Here is a 15,273-nt window from a genome sequence, read left to right as displayed (position 1 = left end):
TAGAAGTACAATAAAAATCCCTAAGACTTAATCTTAGGGAAAATACTATTTAGTCTAACTGCTCAAAACAACGCCCAAAAGAGCAACGACCACTACAAAGACTAAGACATTGATCACCATAGTATGTGCCGGCTTTGATTGTTTGTTGTTCGTTTTTGTTTAATTGAGTTACTCCTTTTAAATCTAAAATGTTGTTAAGCATAATTATAAGTTTTAATTACCTACTCTATATTTAAGGTTTTCGGTTACCCCTTATCAAAAATTGATCATAAATGATATTTTGATTCTGATACTAAAATATGCTGCAATCAAAGGGAATAAAAATGGAGTATGGCTATTTTAAACAAAATAGTCATAAAAAAACCTGTACAGTAACAGGGTAATTAATGTTCTAAAAAAATGATATTTATTTTTCATGATAACAATAATCGATAATCACTCCGTTTACTTCTGCAATCTCACTTGTTAAAACACTTGTTCCGCCTTCTATTTTTTTCATAGAATCTGTGCTAATCCTTATTATTATTAATTTTTTGAAATTGATTTTGTGTGTTTCTTTTTTTTTCATTTCAAGACGATTTAGTTATTTGCTGGATTTTTCCTGAGTTCTGAAGTTTATCAGGATCAAGAAAAATGTATTTCGTTAGAAATATATTTTATTTTATAGGTTTATAATAATTGCATATGGCTAAATTGTTCAAAATAGCCATGGATTACACCCTGATTTCTGGAACTATATGCTGTTTGTCGAGGCTCTTAATATAATAGGATGGATTTATCCCTGTTTTTGCTTTAAAATGCTTGACTAGTGAATAGCTACTCTTATATCCAATCTCTGTAGCGATGGATTGAATAGAGTAAGATCTAAACCTTTTATCATCCTTTAATCTTTTTAAGACATACTCAATTCTAAGATCATTGATGTAATCGGTAAAGTTTTTTTCTTTGTGAATGTTTATTGTTTTGGATAAATAAGTGGCATTGGTTTTTAGTTTTTTTGCCATAGATCGTAGATTACATTCAGATTTTAAAAAGTATTCCTCAACTTCTAGTTTTTCTAAGCCTTTAATAATTTGGTTGATTTTCTGATCATCAATAATGATTTCTTTAGACGATTCTTTCTTGCCGATTGTGGCTTGTTTGACAGATTCTAAATCATTAATTTCTTTCATTAATTTATTAAACAAAGTTTTATTGGATCTTTGCTTTTTAAAATATATAAAAATGGTAGATATCAATGCTGTTGAGGTAAGTAGAAGAATCCAAAATATTTGATTTTTGGCTTGCTTATCTTTGATTTGATCGGCTTTTATATTTATTATTTCTTTTTGAAGCTTTTTTGTTTCTTTTTTGTGAATTATATCTACCGTCTGATCTTTATCATTTTGATAAGACTCATTCAGTTTTACATATTTACTGCGCCACTGATTTGCTTTCTCATACTCGTTTTTTTCATTATAACAATTGGCTAGTAGCAAATGTGATCGAATTGCAGGAGGTTTAAAAAGATCATTTTCTTCAAAGTTATCTATACTATCTAATAATATACTGATTGCCTGGTCATAAAATTTTTGTTGATAGTAACAACTCGCAATGAAATAGCTAGTGTTTATAGAAGGAAAAGACTTGTTGTTTATTTCTTGTTCGGAGAGAATGTCTTTGGCTTTAAATAAAAAATTCAGGGATTCGTCATATTTTTTTTGGTAATAATATACCATTCCTTTTTTAATGTATAAGTCTAAAATAGCCTCTTGATATCTCAGTTCTTTACTGATCTCTAATCCTTTTTCTATATAATATAATGTAGAGTCATATTGCTCTCGATCTAAATACACTTCACTTGTAAGAATGATAATACTAGCGTGGCCTCCCTTTCTATAAAACTTAGTATTGGGTATCACTCTAAGTGAACGATGTGCAATTTTCAGAGCTTTCTCTAATCGGTTCATTCTTCTTAGAATAACTATGAGCCCTGAATTAGCCGTTATTTCTAATTCTTTATATTGCGTTAATTCTGCAATATCCAACGCTTTTGAATAAGCGTTAAGAGCATTTTTGTTTTTGCCATCTCTTAGATGAATATGACCTTTTCTGGTATATATAACAGACAATAAAGAATCATTATGTAATTCTTTAACTATTTCTTCTGCTTTGTCATAGTATGATATGCTTTGTTCATAATCTTCGTCTCCATAAAATAATGTGGCTTGTTTGATATATGCTACAGCATCTTGTAAATCATTGTCCTGAGAAGAAGTATAAAAGGAGTTGAATACAAGTATAAATAATGGTAAAAGATAATATTTACCCACTAAAGATGTACTGTTAGTTGTCATTATGATGGATATGCGTGTTGTCAAAAGTAAATAATACTTTTGTTTTTCCAGAATATTTATATTATCTACTCCTAATAGTTAAAAATGAAAAGGGCTATAGGACGTATTGTATTTGCTCCTTTAATTAACCAAGAAATAATCTAACAGATTGTCTTTTTTTACAAAATACCTAAAAATGAAGTGTTCTCCAGGTGGAACTGATAATGACCCTGGTCCTTAGACTAGAATAAACGGATGGGTATGTGGATTTCTGATGATATACATTATCTCGGTCAAGGATAAATACTTCTCTTTGTTTCTATCATTCTAACCATAGTTTAAAATCCTTAACTCGTTCCCTAGCTACAATAATTTCTTGTTCGTTGAAATGATTTAGTTTTATTTGAAGTCTAGAATTGGTATATGAAATAATGTCTTTAATCGCATTAATGTTTACATAGAACTTTCGGTTTACCCTAAAGAATTGTTGAGGGTTGAGTTCCTCTTCAAGTGATTCTAAAGTTGTGTCAATTAGGTAATTTCTATTATCTGTAGTGTGTAAATAGGTTCCTTTATTTTCAGAATAAAAGCACTCAACATCTTCTACTGAGAATATTTTAAGATGCTGTCCTACCTTTGCTGTAAACCGTTTTTTATAAACACGATCTATAGGATTAATCAGTAGTTTTTTGATGTCTTCAAAATCCACCTGCAATTGTTGCTTTTGAGGCAATTGTTCGTTGTATTTATTAACCGCAGTTTCTAGTTCGTCGTCATCTATTGGTTTTAATAGGTAATCGATACTATTTAATTTAAATGCCTTAAGTGCATACTCGTCATAGGCAGTTGTAAATATAATCGAGCTTCTTATTGTGAGGGTATCAAAAATTTCGAATGACAAACCATCACTTAACTGAATATCCAGAAAAATCAGGTCTGGATGTTCATTATTAGTAAACCATTCTATTGATTCTTGTACAGAATGCAGCATGGTATTTACATTTATATTTAGATCACCAAGCATCCTGTTAAGACGTCTGGCTGCTGGTTTTTCGTCTTCAATGATAATTACGTTCATGGGTCAATGATTTAATGAAAGAATGACTTAATGATTCAGTAAAACTTTACTATGTAGTTAATAATCTTTTAATTTTTTGAAAACAACTTAAAATGAAGTATTTTTTTTTGCTTTGGACAAAACTTTTAAAATTTCACTCGCTTCTTCTAATAGAGGAATGGTATTATGATTCGATGCAAGACCAGACTCCTGTAATAATTCTAACCAAAAAACAGTTTCATCTGCTTCCTCTGTAGTTATAGATATTTTTGAATAGAATTCTTTTTTTGACCTAGCTATACAAGCAGCTCTGTAATTTGCGGCTGTAGAAGTAGCACTCTTAATTATTTGATAACTGATTATTTTTGTCGCCTCAGTTTTTTTAAGGGTGTCGATTAGCAAAATAATATCTAACGATAACCTTTTTGTTCTTTTTTTAAACTTTTCTACAAATTCACTTTTTTCCATATATTTTACAACTTACGATTATGTTGATATGATATCTCTATTCATTCTTTCATTCTTTCATTCTTTCAATCTTTCATTAAATCATTAATAAGTTTACTCCCAAAGTTGTTTGTCTTTATCTTGCTCTTCTTCCATATATTTTCTAATTTTTCGTTCTTCCCAGTCCTTATTGAACATGGGGTTGATTCTATATGCTTTGACTGCGTGGAAAGCCAAGCCAATTCCCCAACCAAAGGCAGCCCATAAAAACCAGGGGTAGTGCCACTCATTTTGATAATAATTTATTCCGGCCAAAAATCCTATGACCAAAACATACGATATCAAGTTGTTATAAAACTTTTTTAATTCTGTTACACGTTCTCTGGCGCGTTCGTATTTTTTTTGTTCTTCAAAATTTTTCATGATATTATGCTTTATAAAATTAATATTGTAATGATTATTTGGATCTTTACCCCATTGCAGTTTATTCTGAAAAATCGTCTTTATCCATTAGCTCTTTGATCTTTCTTTCTTCCCAGGCTTTGCTAAAAGATGGAATTTTACCAAAGACATATATTCCATGAACTATTAGTCCAATTCCCCAAAGTATTGGAGTAAGTAATAGGTTCCAACGAAACCAATCATTAAGATCTGCTTCTCCTAAATCTGCATTGATGAATAGCAATGCAATATTGATTATAACGTAAGCCGTAAGATGTGAATAAAAACCTTTTTCGTTTTCAACTCTTTTTTTTGCTTTTTCGTAAGCTACTTTATTTTTATAATCACTCATGATACCTGCTTTTTGATTCTTCTACATACTTTTTGATTTTCTTTTTTTCCCAATCCTTCCCAAAAATCAGGTGATGGTCAAATGCTTCCATATAATGAAAGGTAAGTCCGATTCCCCATCCAATGATTGGAAAAATTACCCATGGCAAGTCGAAACCCGTAGTCTTATAATTAATAAATATTAAAAATGGTATGACTATACAATACGAAACCAGATTTCCGTAGAATTCCTTGATTCTTTTAACTTGTTCTTTGGCACGTTCATATTTTTGATTCTTGGTCATTTCTATGGATAGTACATTTTGTGATAATTCCATATCTGAATATTTTATTTTTTTAGTTAACATAGGAAGTTCTGCTATAAAGGCATCTTCTGTTTTGTACACTGAAAACTTTCTTTTGGTTAGTAACGCATATCGTTGTTGCACATTTCCCAGACCAACACCGCTGCTTTGTTTTACTACCTCTTTGGGTTGAAGATTGTTTTCTACAATTAAAAATCCATCTTTTTCATAAATTTTGATTTTTAATGGTTTTTCTGGCATTACTACATTGTGTTTTACGGTATTCTCCAGCAATATCTGTAAAGATAGTGGTACTACTTTTGCTTCGGGATTAGAAGCTTGATCTGGAATATCAAATACAATACTGTCTTCAAACCTTAGTTGTATCAACGTCATATACGTTTTAGCAAATTTAAGCTCTTCATCTACTGTAACTAGCTCTTTGTCTTTTTGCTCTAAAACATATCGGTATACCTTGGATAATGAAGTAGTAAACTTTTGAGCCATCCTTGGGTTTTCTTCGATCAAAGAAGTCAATACATTAAGGCTATTAAACAAAAAATGGGGATCTAATTGATTTTTTAGCGCTGTAAATTTTGCCGAGGCCGTTCCAGCAATTATCTTCTGTTCTGTGATCTTTTGTCTTTGCAGCTCTTTATAAAAGTAAATGGCATGAAAAAAGAGCGATGCTATCATCGTTATAATAAATCCGGTGAGATAGAAACTCAGCCTTTCATCTTGCAAATACTCATCAAAAGGTTTCCCATAAATGCCTACTACCAAAATCACTCTAATTATTGCGAGTGTTATCATGGTTAAAATTATGGAGCCAATAGCTCCAAACCACAATCTTTTTTGTGGTTGTTTATCCCAGGTATACCATTTTTCCAAAACATCAAAGAAATATCCATTAACCAATGTTAAGGGGAAAGCAAACATAAAATGCACGAATAGATTTTCAAGTTCTTTTTGCCATATGATTGGTTTCCCTATCTTAAATAGAAGAAAAGATAACTCAATGATTATGGCAATGATAAAACTAATTCGTACTATTTTTAAAATACCACCTTTCATGAAATTTTGGTTACTCATTTTGATATAATCTTCTAGTTACAATTTTGTTGAACTCTCTCTACCTGATTCATCCCCCATTTTGGATAAAACGGTTCATCATGGCTAGATACTTTTTCAAAGTACAAGATAGCTTTTTCTATTTCAGGACAAAAGACTTTAGGGTCTTTACCCCAGTATTTTGCACCACCCATCTTCCATTCTGCATGGTATAAAACTGCTCTTGGGTTTTCTGGTTCTAAGACTTTTGCTTTTTGATACAGTTCTTCAACTTTTGCAGAATGTGTCATTCCGTATTTAGAGGGATTGGATGCTACGTATGCCGTGTTCAGTATAGCTTCCATAATAAAAATCTCTGCATTGTCTTTAGAAAATGTTTTTGCTTCATTAAGAAAATCCTGTGCTTTTTTTAGTCGAGATTCGATGACAGCGGCGTCTTTTAAACCAAATGAGGTTACTACAAGAATTCTGGCAGCATGATAGTAGGGTATCCAATTTTCTTTTTCTGCTTTGGCAATACGTTCAAAAAGGTTTACAGCTTCATCCTGATTTTTATTTGCCCAAGTTTCAAAAGCTTTTGTCATTCCTTTTTGGTAGCTTGATTGTGAGTTTACAGCTAATCCTGTCAAAAAAGTTACTAGTACTAAAAGAGTTTTCATAATTATTTGGTTTTAAATTGATGCGGTAAAGATCGCCAGGGTAGCTTTGTGATTCTAGTATTTGTGACCCAACTGTGATTTTTACAGGATGAAATGTAAACATAGGTTACAGCATAATACGTTGTGTTACCTTGTTATCTGAAACCTCAAATTTGGCATCTTCCCATTTTGGTGGACCAAATCGTCCTTTTGCATTATTACTCACTCCGTAAGGTTCTGTAGGGATTTTAAAAAACGTATTCATTTTTTGATTATCATCCTTGTCATGATATAATGAGATTGCATATTCTCCTTCTTCAACATCTTTAAAAAAAACTTCTACGCTTTCTTTTTGAGCTTTTACGTTGATCGATTTGTAAGTTTTTTTCAGAAAACTTTCTTCACTTTTATACAAGCCAATTCTTAAGGTTCCATCGTTTGATTGTATATTGTCGATAATAATATCTATAGATCGGTAGCTGGTTTGAGCAAAACTTGATGTTGATAATATGAGTAGTGCAATAAGTAAAGTAAGAAATGTAGTTTTCATGATTGTTAATTTTAAGGATTATAGATTATCTAATTGATTGTCAGTTTTATCTTCACTTATGGTCCAAAAGAATCCAAGAATAAAAAATTGATCTGCTGTAGGCCGTATTGCACGTCTTGAGAATTCTCCATTTACATCTGGGGTATTTGAATATTGATAATTGAATACATTATCAAAATCCAGTACATTTGAAACTGAGAAATACAATATTTTTTGTGGACTAATAAGGTATGCCCAACTAAAGTTAAGAGAATTAAATGTACGTGTCTTCTGATTTTGGAAAACACTTTCATTAGGGTCATTGTAAGGTCTTCCCGAACCAAAGTTGTATGTTGTGCTTAGTAAAGATTTCCAGTCACTAACCCAATATTTTGTTACAAGAGAAAGGTTATGGGTTGCAGCAAAATTAGGAGTCGCTCTATTAGGATAATTTCTATAATCCCTTTTTGTGTCTAAATAGGAATAACTTACCCAATAGTCCAGATTTTTAATAGATTTATTATCTCTCCAGAACAGATCTATACCAGTAGCATAACCATCTCCGTTATTACTAAAGCCACTATCAAACTGTGGTATTTCTGTGTCAAATTTTATAAGGTCGTTATATTCTTTATAGTATGCTTCTGCTCTAAATGTTCTTCCGTTGTTTTGGTATAAGTAGTTTACAATGTAATGAGACGATTTTTCAGGTTCAAGAACTGAATTATACTTTAGCACCTCTTGTTGTGGAGCCTGATAAAAATCTCCATAAGCTAATGATATTTGAGATTTTGATGAGGTTTTATAAGCAAAGGACGCTCTTGGGGATACCTTGGTATATTCTACTAATGTGTTATGAACACCTCGCGCTCCAACTTGCAGTGCTAACTTTTTACTAAAGAAGATATTAGCTTCGGTAAAAACGGCAGTACTATTATTGTCATACGAGGATCTAAAAGTATCAAAACCAGGATCTTCAGCTTTTTCAGTAAAATTGACCATAAATTGTTCTGCTCCAATATTTAGTTTAAATCTATTGCTAAATCTCTTTCGTAGCTTTACTTTAAAATGAAAGCTGTTTTCATCATTATCTACATCGGTATTTACAATTTTTACATCATTATAATCATTTGCAAAACTTGCCCCTGTTGTAATATTCCAGTCATTTCCTAAACTACCTTTGTATGATGCATTTAAATATAAATTGCGATTGGTGAGACCGAAACTGATGCCCTCGGCTACATTAATATCTTCCTGTATGAGTTCGAAGTCTGCATAATTAAGCCCACCATAGATTTTTAGCAGTCCATTATTGAATTTATGACGAAATACCGCTTCTCCAGCTAATGATTCATAGGGTTTGATCCAATCCACACGTTGTTCGATAATACCCTGATACGGTTTTAGATTTACATAAAACGCATTGAGGCTTAGAGAATTGTTTTTCCATTTTTGAGTATTGCCGGCACCTAAGCCTACATTAATAAATTGCAGCTCTGTTTTTTCCTGATCGGGCTCATCGATAGTGTTAAGCAATAATACACTTGATAGCGCATCTCCGTACTCTGCAGAGTAGCCCCCTGTAGAAAAATTAGTTCCTTTGAAAAGAAACGAAGAAAACCGTCCTCTGGTTGGAATATTATTTGTCGTGGCGGTAAAGGGTTGGAAAACTTGTAAACCATCTATATAAACATTGGTTTCACTTGCATCTCCACCTCGCACAAAAAGCCTACCATCTTCTGATACATTAGAGGTGCCCGGTAATGTTTGTAAAGCAGCTATGTAATCCCCTGCAGATCCTGCAGTTGTAACGATATCAAGAGGTGTGAGTACAGAAGCTTTACTGTTATCACCTGCAGAAAAAGTACCAGCATTAAGAACGACACTACCTAATGAATTCACGTCTTCTTTTAGAACGATATTTAGGTTTTTCATTTCGATGATTTCTTTAGAAAGTTGAAGGGTTTCGAAGGATAAGAATGAAACGATTAAGGTTTGTGTACCTTTTTCTGAAGAAGTGAAAGAAAAACTTCCGTTCTCATCAGAAGAACTTCCATCATAAGTACCATCAAGATATATATTGGCTCCTGTAATCGGAATTCCCTTGTTATCGGTTACAGTACCTGTTATAGTTGTTTGGGCAACTATTGATGATAAAAGCAAAGTAAAAAAAAGAGTCAGTGTTGGTTTCATTCTTTTATTAGTTATAATTAATGGTTCAAAAATGAAGGATTAGTGAAAAAATTGAAATTCAATGTGACTGAAGTGTCAAAAGGGGAGGATCAACTGTATTTCTTTTAACTAATTTTATAGTTAAAAGAATATAAAGTACATTAGCAGTTAAATTCATCAATCAAAAATGAGAAAAATACTATATCTAGTTATTGCATTAAGCGCCGTATGCCTGAATGCACAGCAGTTTACGGTCTTTTATAAAGACCAAAGGACCCCGGCAAAAACAAAGAAAAAGCAATCGGGTTTTATTACTTCAGTTACTTTAGGCGATTCGGCTTTACCAGAAAATGATCCTGATTCTCTTTACGTGGATATCAGAAAACGGGTAGATTCTTTAAGAAAGGTAATTGTCGAAAATGAAAAATATGATTTCGATTTAGAAAATATTCCAGAGTATGAGTATACTACCATTTTGAAAGTTGACGGAAAACAGTCATTATATTACCCCCAAGAAAAGGTAAATAATGACACGGTTATGAAGCAGATTACCACAGAGAGTGGGCGTACAATAAGTAAGGGATTAATCAATTATTATGACTCAGAAGTTATTTATACAGATCATGAATTACTAAAGAAAATAAGCTCTTTAAAAGTATATATTTTTGATTTTCGAAGCAGGTCATTCTTAATCAATGAAAATTTAAAGCAGCCTGACTGGGAGATTACCAAAGAGCGCAGAAAAATTGCTCGTTACACCTGTAATAAAGCTATTTTAAGAAACTCAGACATTCCAGTTGAAGTTTGGTATACTAATGAGATTCCTGTAGAGCATGGTCCTAGAGGCTATTGGGGGCTTTCTGGCTTAATATTAGAATTAAAGGAGGGTAAGAAACAACTTCGGTTTGACAAAATTTCATTTTTTACAGATAGTTTATTCATAAAACCTCCCGTAGAAGGAACCAAAATTTCTCGAGAAGAATTATTAGCGTTACCTTCAAAATTATTTTTTGAGGATAAATGAACCAAAGTTTTTTCAATTAAACCCTTTCTACAGAACCATTGTCGTTTTTAAAAGGCCGTACGATTAATCGTGCGGCTTTATCATAGTTAATATAATTATACACCCAATTAAAGAAAGTCACAAAACGATTTCTGAATCCTACCAGGAACCACAGGTGAATGAACATCCAGATAAACCAGGCAAAAAAGCCTCCAAATTTAAACTTGCCTATGTCAACAACTGCTTTGTTACGTCCTATAGTAGCCATAGAACCCTTATCAAAATATTTAAAGGGAATCATAGATTTACCTCTAAGGTGTCTTTTTAAGTTTTTTGCGAGGTGTTTCCCTTGCTGTATGGCGGGTTGTGCGACCATAGGGTGACCTTTGGGGAATCTTTTTGTTTCCATTACTGAAATATCTCCGATAGCAAAGATTGTATCATAACCTTCTACTTGACTAAATTCATTTACTTTATATCGATTGGCTTTGGGGATCAATGATTCTGCTGTTATTCCAGATAGGGGAGCACCAGTTACTCCGGCAGACCAAATAAATGTGGCCGTTTTAATAGAAAGATCAGTATTGGTAGTTACCCAATTGTTCTCATAGTTTTTTACCTGGGTATCTAGATGAATATGAACCCCAAGTTTCTTTAAGAATCCAGCAGCTTTTTTAGAAGCATTTTTACTCATTGGAGGAAGAACGCGAGAAGCACCTTCAATTAAATGGATTTCCATATCACTAAAATCCATATCAGGATAATCCTTGGGTAAAACATTCAGTTTTAGTTCTGCAATACCACCAGCTAATTCAACACCAGTAGGACCAGCTCCGGCAAGAACAAAGCTCAATAATTCTTTTCTTTTTTCTGGATCTGTAGTGATAACTGCTTGCTCCAGATTTTCGAGCATCAGACTGCGTAAATTTAACGCCTGCGGCAAATTTTTCATACGCATAGCATTATTTTCTATGGTAGTATTGCCAAAAAAATTGGTTTTGGCTCCTGTAGCAATTACCAAATAATCATAAGAAACACTACCGATATTGGTTAGTATTTTTTGATTTTCAGTATCAATTGATGCTACTTCTGCCATTCTGAAAAAGGAATTCTTTCCCCTTTTTATAATTTTACGTAGCGGGTATGCTATGGAATCTGGTTCTAAAGAAGATGTCGAAACCTGATAAAGTAAAGGTTGAAAGGTATGATAATTATGCCGATCTAATAATACCAATTGCACATCTTCTTTGATCATTTTTCTGGCTAATGCAACTCCGGCAAAACCACCGCCAATGATTACTAATCTAGGTAAATTAGTGAAAGGTAGATTCATCTAATGTTATTTATTGTTTTTAATTATCAATTGGGCTTATCGTTGATATGACACTAGTAATCATTTTGATCAATTTAAATTGATATTTTACTTCATGATCGATTTGATTATCATACAAAGGTAAATTGTAAAAAAAATATACCCTAGGTAATATACATTTTTTGTGACTAAATTGACATAAATTTAATTTTGTTTGTAACAGAATTGTTTACTTACCTACATATAAGAAGTAACCATTAGCAGTGAATAAAGAATTAGAACATAGTTTTGTAACTAACCTCGAGCAGAATCAAAATATTGTGCATAAGGTTTGTAGAATTTATACAAGTGATCCCGATTCGCATAATGATTTGTTTCAAGAAATCACTATACAGCTCTGGAAAGCATATCCAAAGTTTAGAGGAGATGCAAAATTTAGTACCTGGATGTATAGAGTAGCATTAAACACGGCTATTACCTTATATCGAAGATCTAAAAGAAGTTTAAGAACTACTGATATAGATGCTATAGACTTTAAGATAAAGGCAGAAGAGTATGACGATGAGGAAGAACAACAACTAAAGCTTATGTACGCAGCGGTAAAGCAACTCAATGATATAGAAAAGGCTTTGGTTTTTTTGTATCTCGAAGATAAATCATACAAAGAAATAGCAGAAACTATGGGTATAAGCGAAGTTAATGCCAGAGTGAAAATGAACCGAGTTAAGACGAAATTGAAAAAAATATTAAATCCCTAAACCCCATGGACGAATTAGAATTATTAAAACAAGACTGGAAGAAGCAGGAAGAAGTGCTTCCCAGATTATCTTATAAAGAAATCTACCAGATGATATTAAAGAAATCGTCTTCTATAGTAAAATGGATTTTTGTTATAAGTATACTAGAATTTGTATTATGGGCTTCTCTCGATATTATTTTTAGGTTTACAGGTCTGCATGCAGAGGTTCAAAAAGAATCAATGGGAACATTTTCTTTAATAGGTTCAATATTATCTTATACTATCCTTATTTATTTCATTGTTCGATTTTATTTGAACTATAAAAAAATCCAAGCAACCGATTCAACCAAGGTGCTTATGGAAAATATTATCAAAACCAGAAGAACCGTAAAACATTATATTTGGATAAATCTTAGTTTTTTTGGGATACTAATGATTTCCACGACAATATATATGTTATTTTTTACCAATGAATTCCAAAAGAGTGCTGGCGTAGAAACTCCTATCTGGATGATAGTATTAAGTACATTATTGGTGACATTAGTCTTTATAGGTTTAATAGCCTTGTTTTATAGACTGATCTATGGTATTTTGACTCGTAGGCTGAAAAAGAACTATAAAGAACTTGAAAAGCTCGAAATATAGTCGTTATTTATTCTCATTAAATGCAGAGGGAAGTAATTGAGGTATGAATTTTACCAAAAGTGGTAATAACAGACCTCCCCCAGGAAGAATAAAAATGGCGAGTGAAGGAATCGTTTTACAAATGTCTAAGAGTTGTTGTTTTACTTGTTTCTTCTCTTCCTTGGATAAATCACGAACAGTAGATTGTCCTAATAATATCATCAAATCTTTACTTTCAGAAATTTCTTTGATCAAGCGTTTTTTATTTCTTAGAATCAATACACTTACCGTTCTGGAAGTTTGTTGATAGAAATGCAAAGCAGGGTGAGAATAATTGAAGTAAGATATTTGATCCTTGTGATCATTTATAAAGGCTTTAACCAAATGTATAGATTCATGAACCACAGTATCATGAACTTGTAATTCTGCACCCAGTGCAGACATAAATGTTTGTTCTCCTATGTCTAGTTTTTTGTCGTTCCAAACAGCCATACTAGTGAGATCCAGGATATATCTTTTTTCAATTTCATCGGTGTATGGGTCCAATTCTATATAATCGAAACTTGCTTCTTCTTCCAGAGAAATATTAGTATATCTTACCGAGGATGCAAATAATTTGATCAATAGTTGATCATATTCGTCCTGCTCTTCTTTAGAATTAAGAGCCAAAAAGACGGTATTTGTTAGGGTTTCTTCAAGTTTGGCTGCATACTCGAATGGATTCTCATCATGGATCAAATAATAATCAAAAGCCAATACATCTATAAAAAGTAGGGCATTGGTTAGTAGGTGGCTAAAGTTTTTTCTAAAAATAGATTCATTGGTCTGTATACGGGTATTGATAATAGTTTCTAATTTTTCACTTTTATTTGAAGAAAGTACTTTTGGAAAGGAGAAAAAAGACTTTTTAGTATCAAGAAAACTGTAAAATTCGATAAGGGCATCAATACAATCTATTTTGCCAGCATTTTCGATAGTATCAAAATACGTGATTGCAAGTGCAGTAAATAAATTGATTTTTGTCTTTTCCTCTTCAGAATAAACAATATCAGATTTATTAGAAATAATCGTGTCTACAGACGTACCATAGATAAATCCTACCAGTCTCAAATCAGAATATAATTGATCCATTGACCATCCAGATACTTGTTGGTCATAATCGGGATCTCTTAAAAACTTTTCTATCCAACCAGAAGTTGAAGGATTCATTTATAAAGGTTTGTTACAAAGTTAGTTTTATTTTTGTCAAAATTCTGAATCTCTTGTTATCTAATTAAGAACAAAAGAGGAAGTAATATATTATGAACGATAAAGTTTATATAAAAAAAAGGGGTTGTTAAAAACAACCCCTTTTTTTTATACTGTTATTATTGGGTTACTGTATTATAGCACCACAGCTTATTCTACCACCTGCAGCTCCTGTTGGTTGAGTTGTAAAATCATCAACGCCCTGATGCACAATTATAGCTTTACCAATGATGTTCTTTTTTTCATCATCGCAACCTAAACACCATTCATTGGTGGCAAAGGTCAAGTTACCATTTCCCTCGGCGTCTACGTTAAAATTTCCTATATCTCCCTTGTGATACCCTTCTGTATCACCCCATTTTCCGTGTCTCTCTAAAGTTGGATTCCAGTGACCTCCAGTAGATTTTCCATCTGGAGAAGAGCAATCAGCTTTTTCATGTATGTGTATTGCATGTTCACCTTCACTCAACCCTGTCATTTTGGCTACCATGGTTACCATACCTGCAGCTTCAGTAAATACTATGTTGCCAGAGGCTTTGCTATCACTTTTGGGTTCTAGAGTAATTTCTAATGTTTTTGTCTCGGCTTCTTCTTTTTTCAAAGGAGTCTCAACGGTTTGAGTATTATTTTCCTGATCTTTTTCTTCCTTTTTATCTCCTTTACAACCAAATATAGTTATTGATAAAAAAGTAAGTACTATCAATTGTAACGTTTTCATAGTTTTGTGATTTGATATCATTTGTTAATGTAATATAATGTAGTTTTGTATTATGGCAAAGAATTTAAACAGGAATCAATGATTTATGTTAAAAAAGTAATAGTTTTTTAACAATTCCGAAGAACAATAGTACAGGTAAAAAAAATCTTCTTTAAAAGATTAAAGTTGTTCCATTTTTCTAATCAGTTTTTATTCTTCTTAATGCTAGATTTCATGTTTTTAATGATGATTAATGCCTTATTAATCTGTGCTCTTAAATTTTTAACCTTTTAGTATATTACAAGTAAGAATGCATTTCTAACTATTAGTTAATGATTTATTAAA

At 32.2% G+C, this 15,273-nt stretch carries 17 protein-coding genes; 3 read left to right on the top strand and 14 right to left on the bottom strand.

Translation table 11 applies throughout. The features are described from left to right. Nucleotides 1-49: 49 nt before the first annotated feature. The 11 genes from ACFSJT_RS03775 to ACFSJT_RS03725 form a co-directional block, all read right to left on the bottom strand. A complete protein-coding gene (locus ACFSJT_RS03775; RefSeq protein WP_378318866.1) occupies nt 50-202 on the bottom strand; it encodes a hypothetical protein in 153 nt (50 codons plus the stop codon). Nucleotides 203-406: 204 nt separating this feature from the next. Next, a complete protein-coding gene (locus ACFSJT_RS03770) occupies nt 407-568 on the bottom strand; it encodes a hypothetical protein (protein ID WP_378318865.1) in 162 nt (53 codons plus the stop codon). 145 nt (nt 569-713) lie between these two features. Continuing rightward, entirely contained in the window at nt 714-2,336 is a 1,623-nt protein-coding gene (locus ACFSJT_RS03765; RefSeq protein ID WP_378318864.1) for a tetratricopeptide repeat protein, read from the bottom strand. A gap of 301 nt (nt 2,337-2,637) precedes the next feature. Then, entirely contained in the window at nt 2,638-3,393 is a 756-nt protein-coding gene (locus tag ACFSJT_RS03760; protein WP_378318863.1) for a LytR/AlgR family response regulator transcription factor, read from the bottom strand. A gap of 87 nt (nt 3,394-3,480) precedes the next feature. Continuing rightward, entirely contained in the window at nt 3,481-3,840 is a 360-nt protein-coding gene (locus tag ACFSJT_RS03755) for a four helix bundle protein (protein WP_378318862.1), read from the bottom strand. A 93-nt stretch (nt 3,841-3,933) separates the two neighbouring features. Continuing rightward, complete coding sequence (locus ACFSJT_RS03750) at nt 3,934-4,242, bottom strand: 2TM domain-containing protein (RefSeq protein WP_378318861.1); 309 nt, start codon at nt 4,240-4,242, stop codon at nt 3,934-3,936. 61 nt (nt 4,243-4,303) lie between these two features. Beyond that, nucleotides 4,304-4,612, bottom strand: coding sequence for a 2TM domain-containing protein (locus tag ACFSJT_RS03745; protein ID WP_378318860.1), 309 nt, complete (start codon nt 4,610-4,612; stop codon nt 4,304-4,306). Next, nucleotides 4,605-5,987 (bottom strand): 2TM domain-containing protein, encoded by a 1,383-nt coding sequence (locus ACFSJT_RS03740; protein ID WP_378318859.1) that lies wholly within the window; start codon nt 5,985-5,987, stop codon nt 4,605-4,607. Before ACFSJT_RS03740 ends, ACFSJT_RS03745 begins: the two co-directional genes overlap by 8 nt. Before the next feature lie 14 nt (nt 5,988-6,001). Beyond that, complete coding sequence (locus ACFSJT_RS03735; protein WP_378318858.1) at nt 6,002-6,625, bottom strand: tetratricopeptide repeat protein; 624 nt, start codon at nt 6,623-6,625, stop codon at nt 6,002-6,004. A 106-nt stretch (nt 6,626-6,731) separates the two neighbouring features. Beyond that, the gene (locus ACFSJT_RS03730) at nt 6,732-7,154 is read right to left on the bottom strand and encodes a DUF2141 domain-containing protein (protein ID WP_378318857.1); all 423 of its coding nucleotides are present in this window, start codon (nt 7,152-7,154) and stop codon (nt 6,732-6,734) included. 18 nt (nt 7,155-7,172) lie between these two features. Beyond that, nucleotides 7,173-9,326 (bottom strand): TonB-dependent receptor, encoded by a 2,154-nt coding sequence (locus ACFSJT_RS03725; RefSeq protein WP_378318856.1) that lies wholly within the window; start codon nt 9,324-9,326, stop codon nt 7,173-7,175. Between the two features lie 166 nt (nt 9,327-9,492). Between ACFSJT_RS03725 and ACFSJT_RS03720 the strand changes: the two genes are divergently transcribed. Next, nucleotides 9,493-10,329 (top strand): GLPGLI family protein, encoded by an 837-nt coding sequence (locus tag ACFSJT_RS03720; protein ID WP_378318855.1) that lies wholly within the window; start codon nt 9,493-9,495, stop codon nt 10,327-10,329. A gap of 16 nt (nt 10,330-10,345) precedes the next feature. Here ACFSJT_RS03720 and ACFSJT_RS03715 read toward each other — a convergent pair whose 3' ends face one another. Continuing rightward, nucleotides 10,346-11,641: an NAD(P)/FAD-dependent oxidoreductase gene (locus ACFSJT_RS03715; RefSeq protein ID WP_378318854.1), complete on the bottom strand. Its 1,296-nt coding sequence runs from the start codon at nt 11,639-11,641 to the stop codon at nt 10,346-10,348. 242 nt (nt 11,642-11,883) lie between these two features. On the opposite strand from ACFSJT_RS03715, the gene ACFSJT_RS03710 reads away from it, so the two are divergent. Next, on the top strand, nt 11,884-12,378 hold the full coding sequence (locus ACFSJT_RS03710; protein WP_378318853.1) for an RNA polymerase sigma factor: 495 nt from the start codon (nt 11,884-11,886) through the stop codon (nt 12,376-12,378). A 5-nt stretch (nt 12,379-12,383) separates the two neighbouring features. Then, nucleotides 12,384-13,004 (top strand): hypothetical protein, encoded by a 621-nt coding sequence (locus ACFSJT_RS03705; protein WP_378318852.1) that lies wholly within the window; start codon nt 12,384-12,386, stop codon nt 13,002-13,004. 3 nt (nt 13,005-13,007) lie between these two features. Here ACFSJT_RS03705 and ACFSJT_RS03700 read toward each other — a convergent pair whose 3' ends face one another. Together ACFSJT_RS03700 and ACFSJT_RS03695 are read right to left on the bottom strand one after the other, a co-directional pair. Beyond that, a complete protein-coding gene (locus ACFSJT_RS03700) occupies nt 13,008-14,192 on the bottom strand; it encodes an LETM1-related biofilm-associated protein (protein WP_378318851.1) in 1,185 nt (394 codons plus the stop codon). Nucleotides 14,193-14,358: 166 nt separating this feature from the next. Beyond that, the gene (locus ACFSJT_RS03695) at nt 14,359-14,949 is read right to left on the bottom strand and encodes a superoxide dismutase family protein (protein WP_378318850.1); all 591 of its coding nucleotides are present in this window, start codon (nt 14,947-14,949) and stop codon (nt 14,359-14,361) included. Between the last annotated feature and the right edge of the window lie 324 nt (nt 14,950-15,273).

This window comes from Aquimarina celericrescens (assembly GCF_042682765.1).
Taxonomy (GTDB): domain Bacteria; phylum Bacteroidota; class Bacteroidia; order Flavobacteriales; family Flavobacteriaceae; genus Aquimarina; species Aquimarina celericrescens.
This window is presented reverse-complemented; position numbering and strand designations above follow the sequence as displayed.

Bases quoted from the DNA above. Each gene is read 5' to 3' on its own strand.
- ACFSJT_RS03740 (WP_378318859.1), bottom strand. From the start codon at position 5,987: ATGAGTAACCAAAATTTCATGAAAGGTGGTATTTTAAAAATAGTACGA.
- ACFSJT_RS03705 (WP_378318852.1), top strand. From the start codon at position 12,384: ATGGACGAATTAGAATTATTAAAACAAGACTGGAAGAAGCAGGAAGAA.
- ACFSJT_RS03715 (WP_378318854.1), bottom strand. From the start codon at position 11,641: ATGAATCTACCTTTCACTAATTTACCTAGATTAGTAATCATTGGCGGT.
- ACFSJT_RS03735 (WP_378318858.1), bottom strand. From the start codon at position 6,625: ATGAAAACTCTTTTAGTACTAGTAACTTTTTTGACAGGATTAGCTGTA.
- ACFSJT_RS03760 (WP_378318863.1), bottom strand. From the start codon at position 3,393: ATGAACGTAATTATCATTGAAGACGAAAAACCAGCAGCCAGACGTCTT.
- ACFSJT_RS03720 (WP_378318855.1), top strand. From the start codon at position 9,493: ATGAGAAAAATACTATATCTAGTTATTGCATTAAGCGCCGTATGCCTG.
- ACFSJT_RS03695 (WP_378318850.1), bottom strand. From the start codon at position 14,949: ATGAAAACGTTACAATTGATAGTACTTACTTTTTTATCAATAACTATA.
- ACFSJT_RS03765 (WP_378318864.1), bottom strand. From the start codon at position 2,336: ATGACAACTAACAGTACATCTTTAGTGGGTAAATATTATCTTTTACCA.
- ACFSJT_RS03730 (WP_378318857.1), bottom strand. From the start codon at position 7,154: ATGAAAACTACATTTCTTACTTTACTTATTGCACTACTCATATTATCA.
- ACFSJT_RS03745 (WP_378318860.1), bottom strand. From the start codon at position 4,612: ATGAGTGATTATAAAAATAAAGTAGCTTACGAAAAAGCAAAAAAAAGA.
- ACFSJT_RS03750 (WP_378318861.1), bottom strand. From the start codon at position 4,242: ATGAAAAATTTTGAAGAACAAAAAAAATACGAACGCGCCAGAGAACGT.
- ACFSJT_RS03755 (WP_378318862.1), bottom strand. From the start codon at position 3,840: ATGGAAAAAAGTGAATTTGTAGAAAAGTTTAAAAAAAGAACAAAAAGG.
- ACFSJT_RS03775 (WP_378318866.1), bottom strand. From the start codon at position 202: ATGCTTAACAACATTTTAGATTTAAAAGGAGTAACTCAATTAAACAAA.
- ACFSJT_RS03700 (WP_378318851.1), bottom strand. From the start codon at position 14,192: ATGAATCCTTCAACTTCTGGTTGGATAGAAAAGTTTTTAAGAGATCCC.
- ACFSJT_RS03770 (WP_378318865.1), bottom strand. From the start codon at position 568: ATGAAAAAAAAAGAAACACACAAAATCAATTTCAAAAAATTAATAATA.
- ACFSJT_RS03725 (WP_378318856.1), bottom strand. From the start codon at position 9,326: ATGAAACCAACACTGACTCTTTTTTTTACTTTGCTTTTATCATCAATA.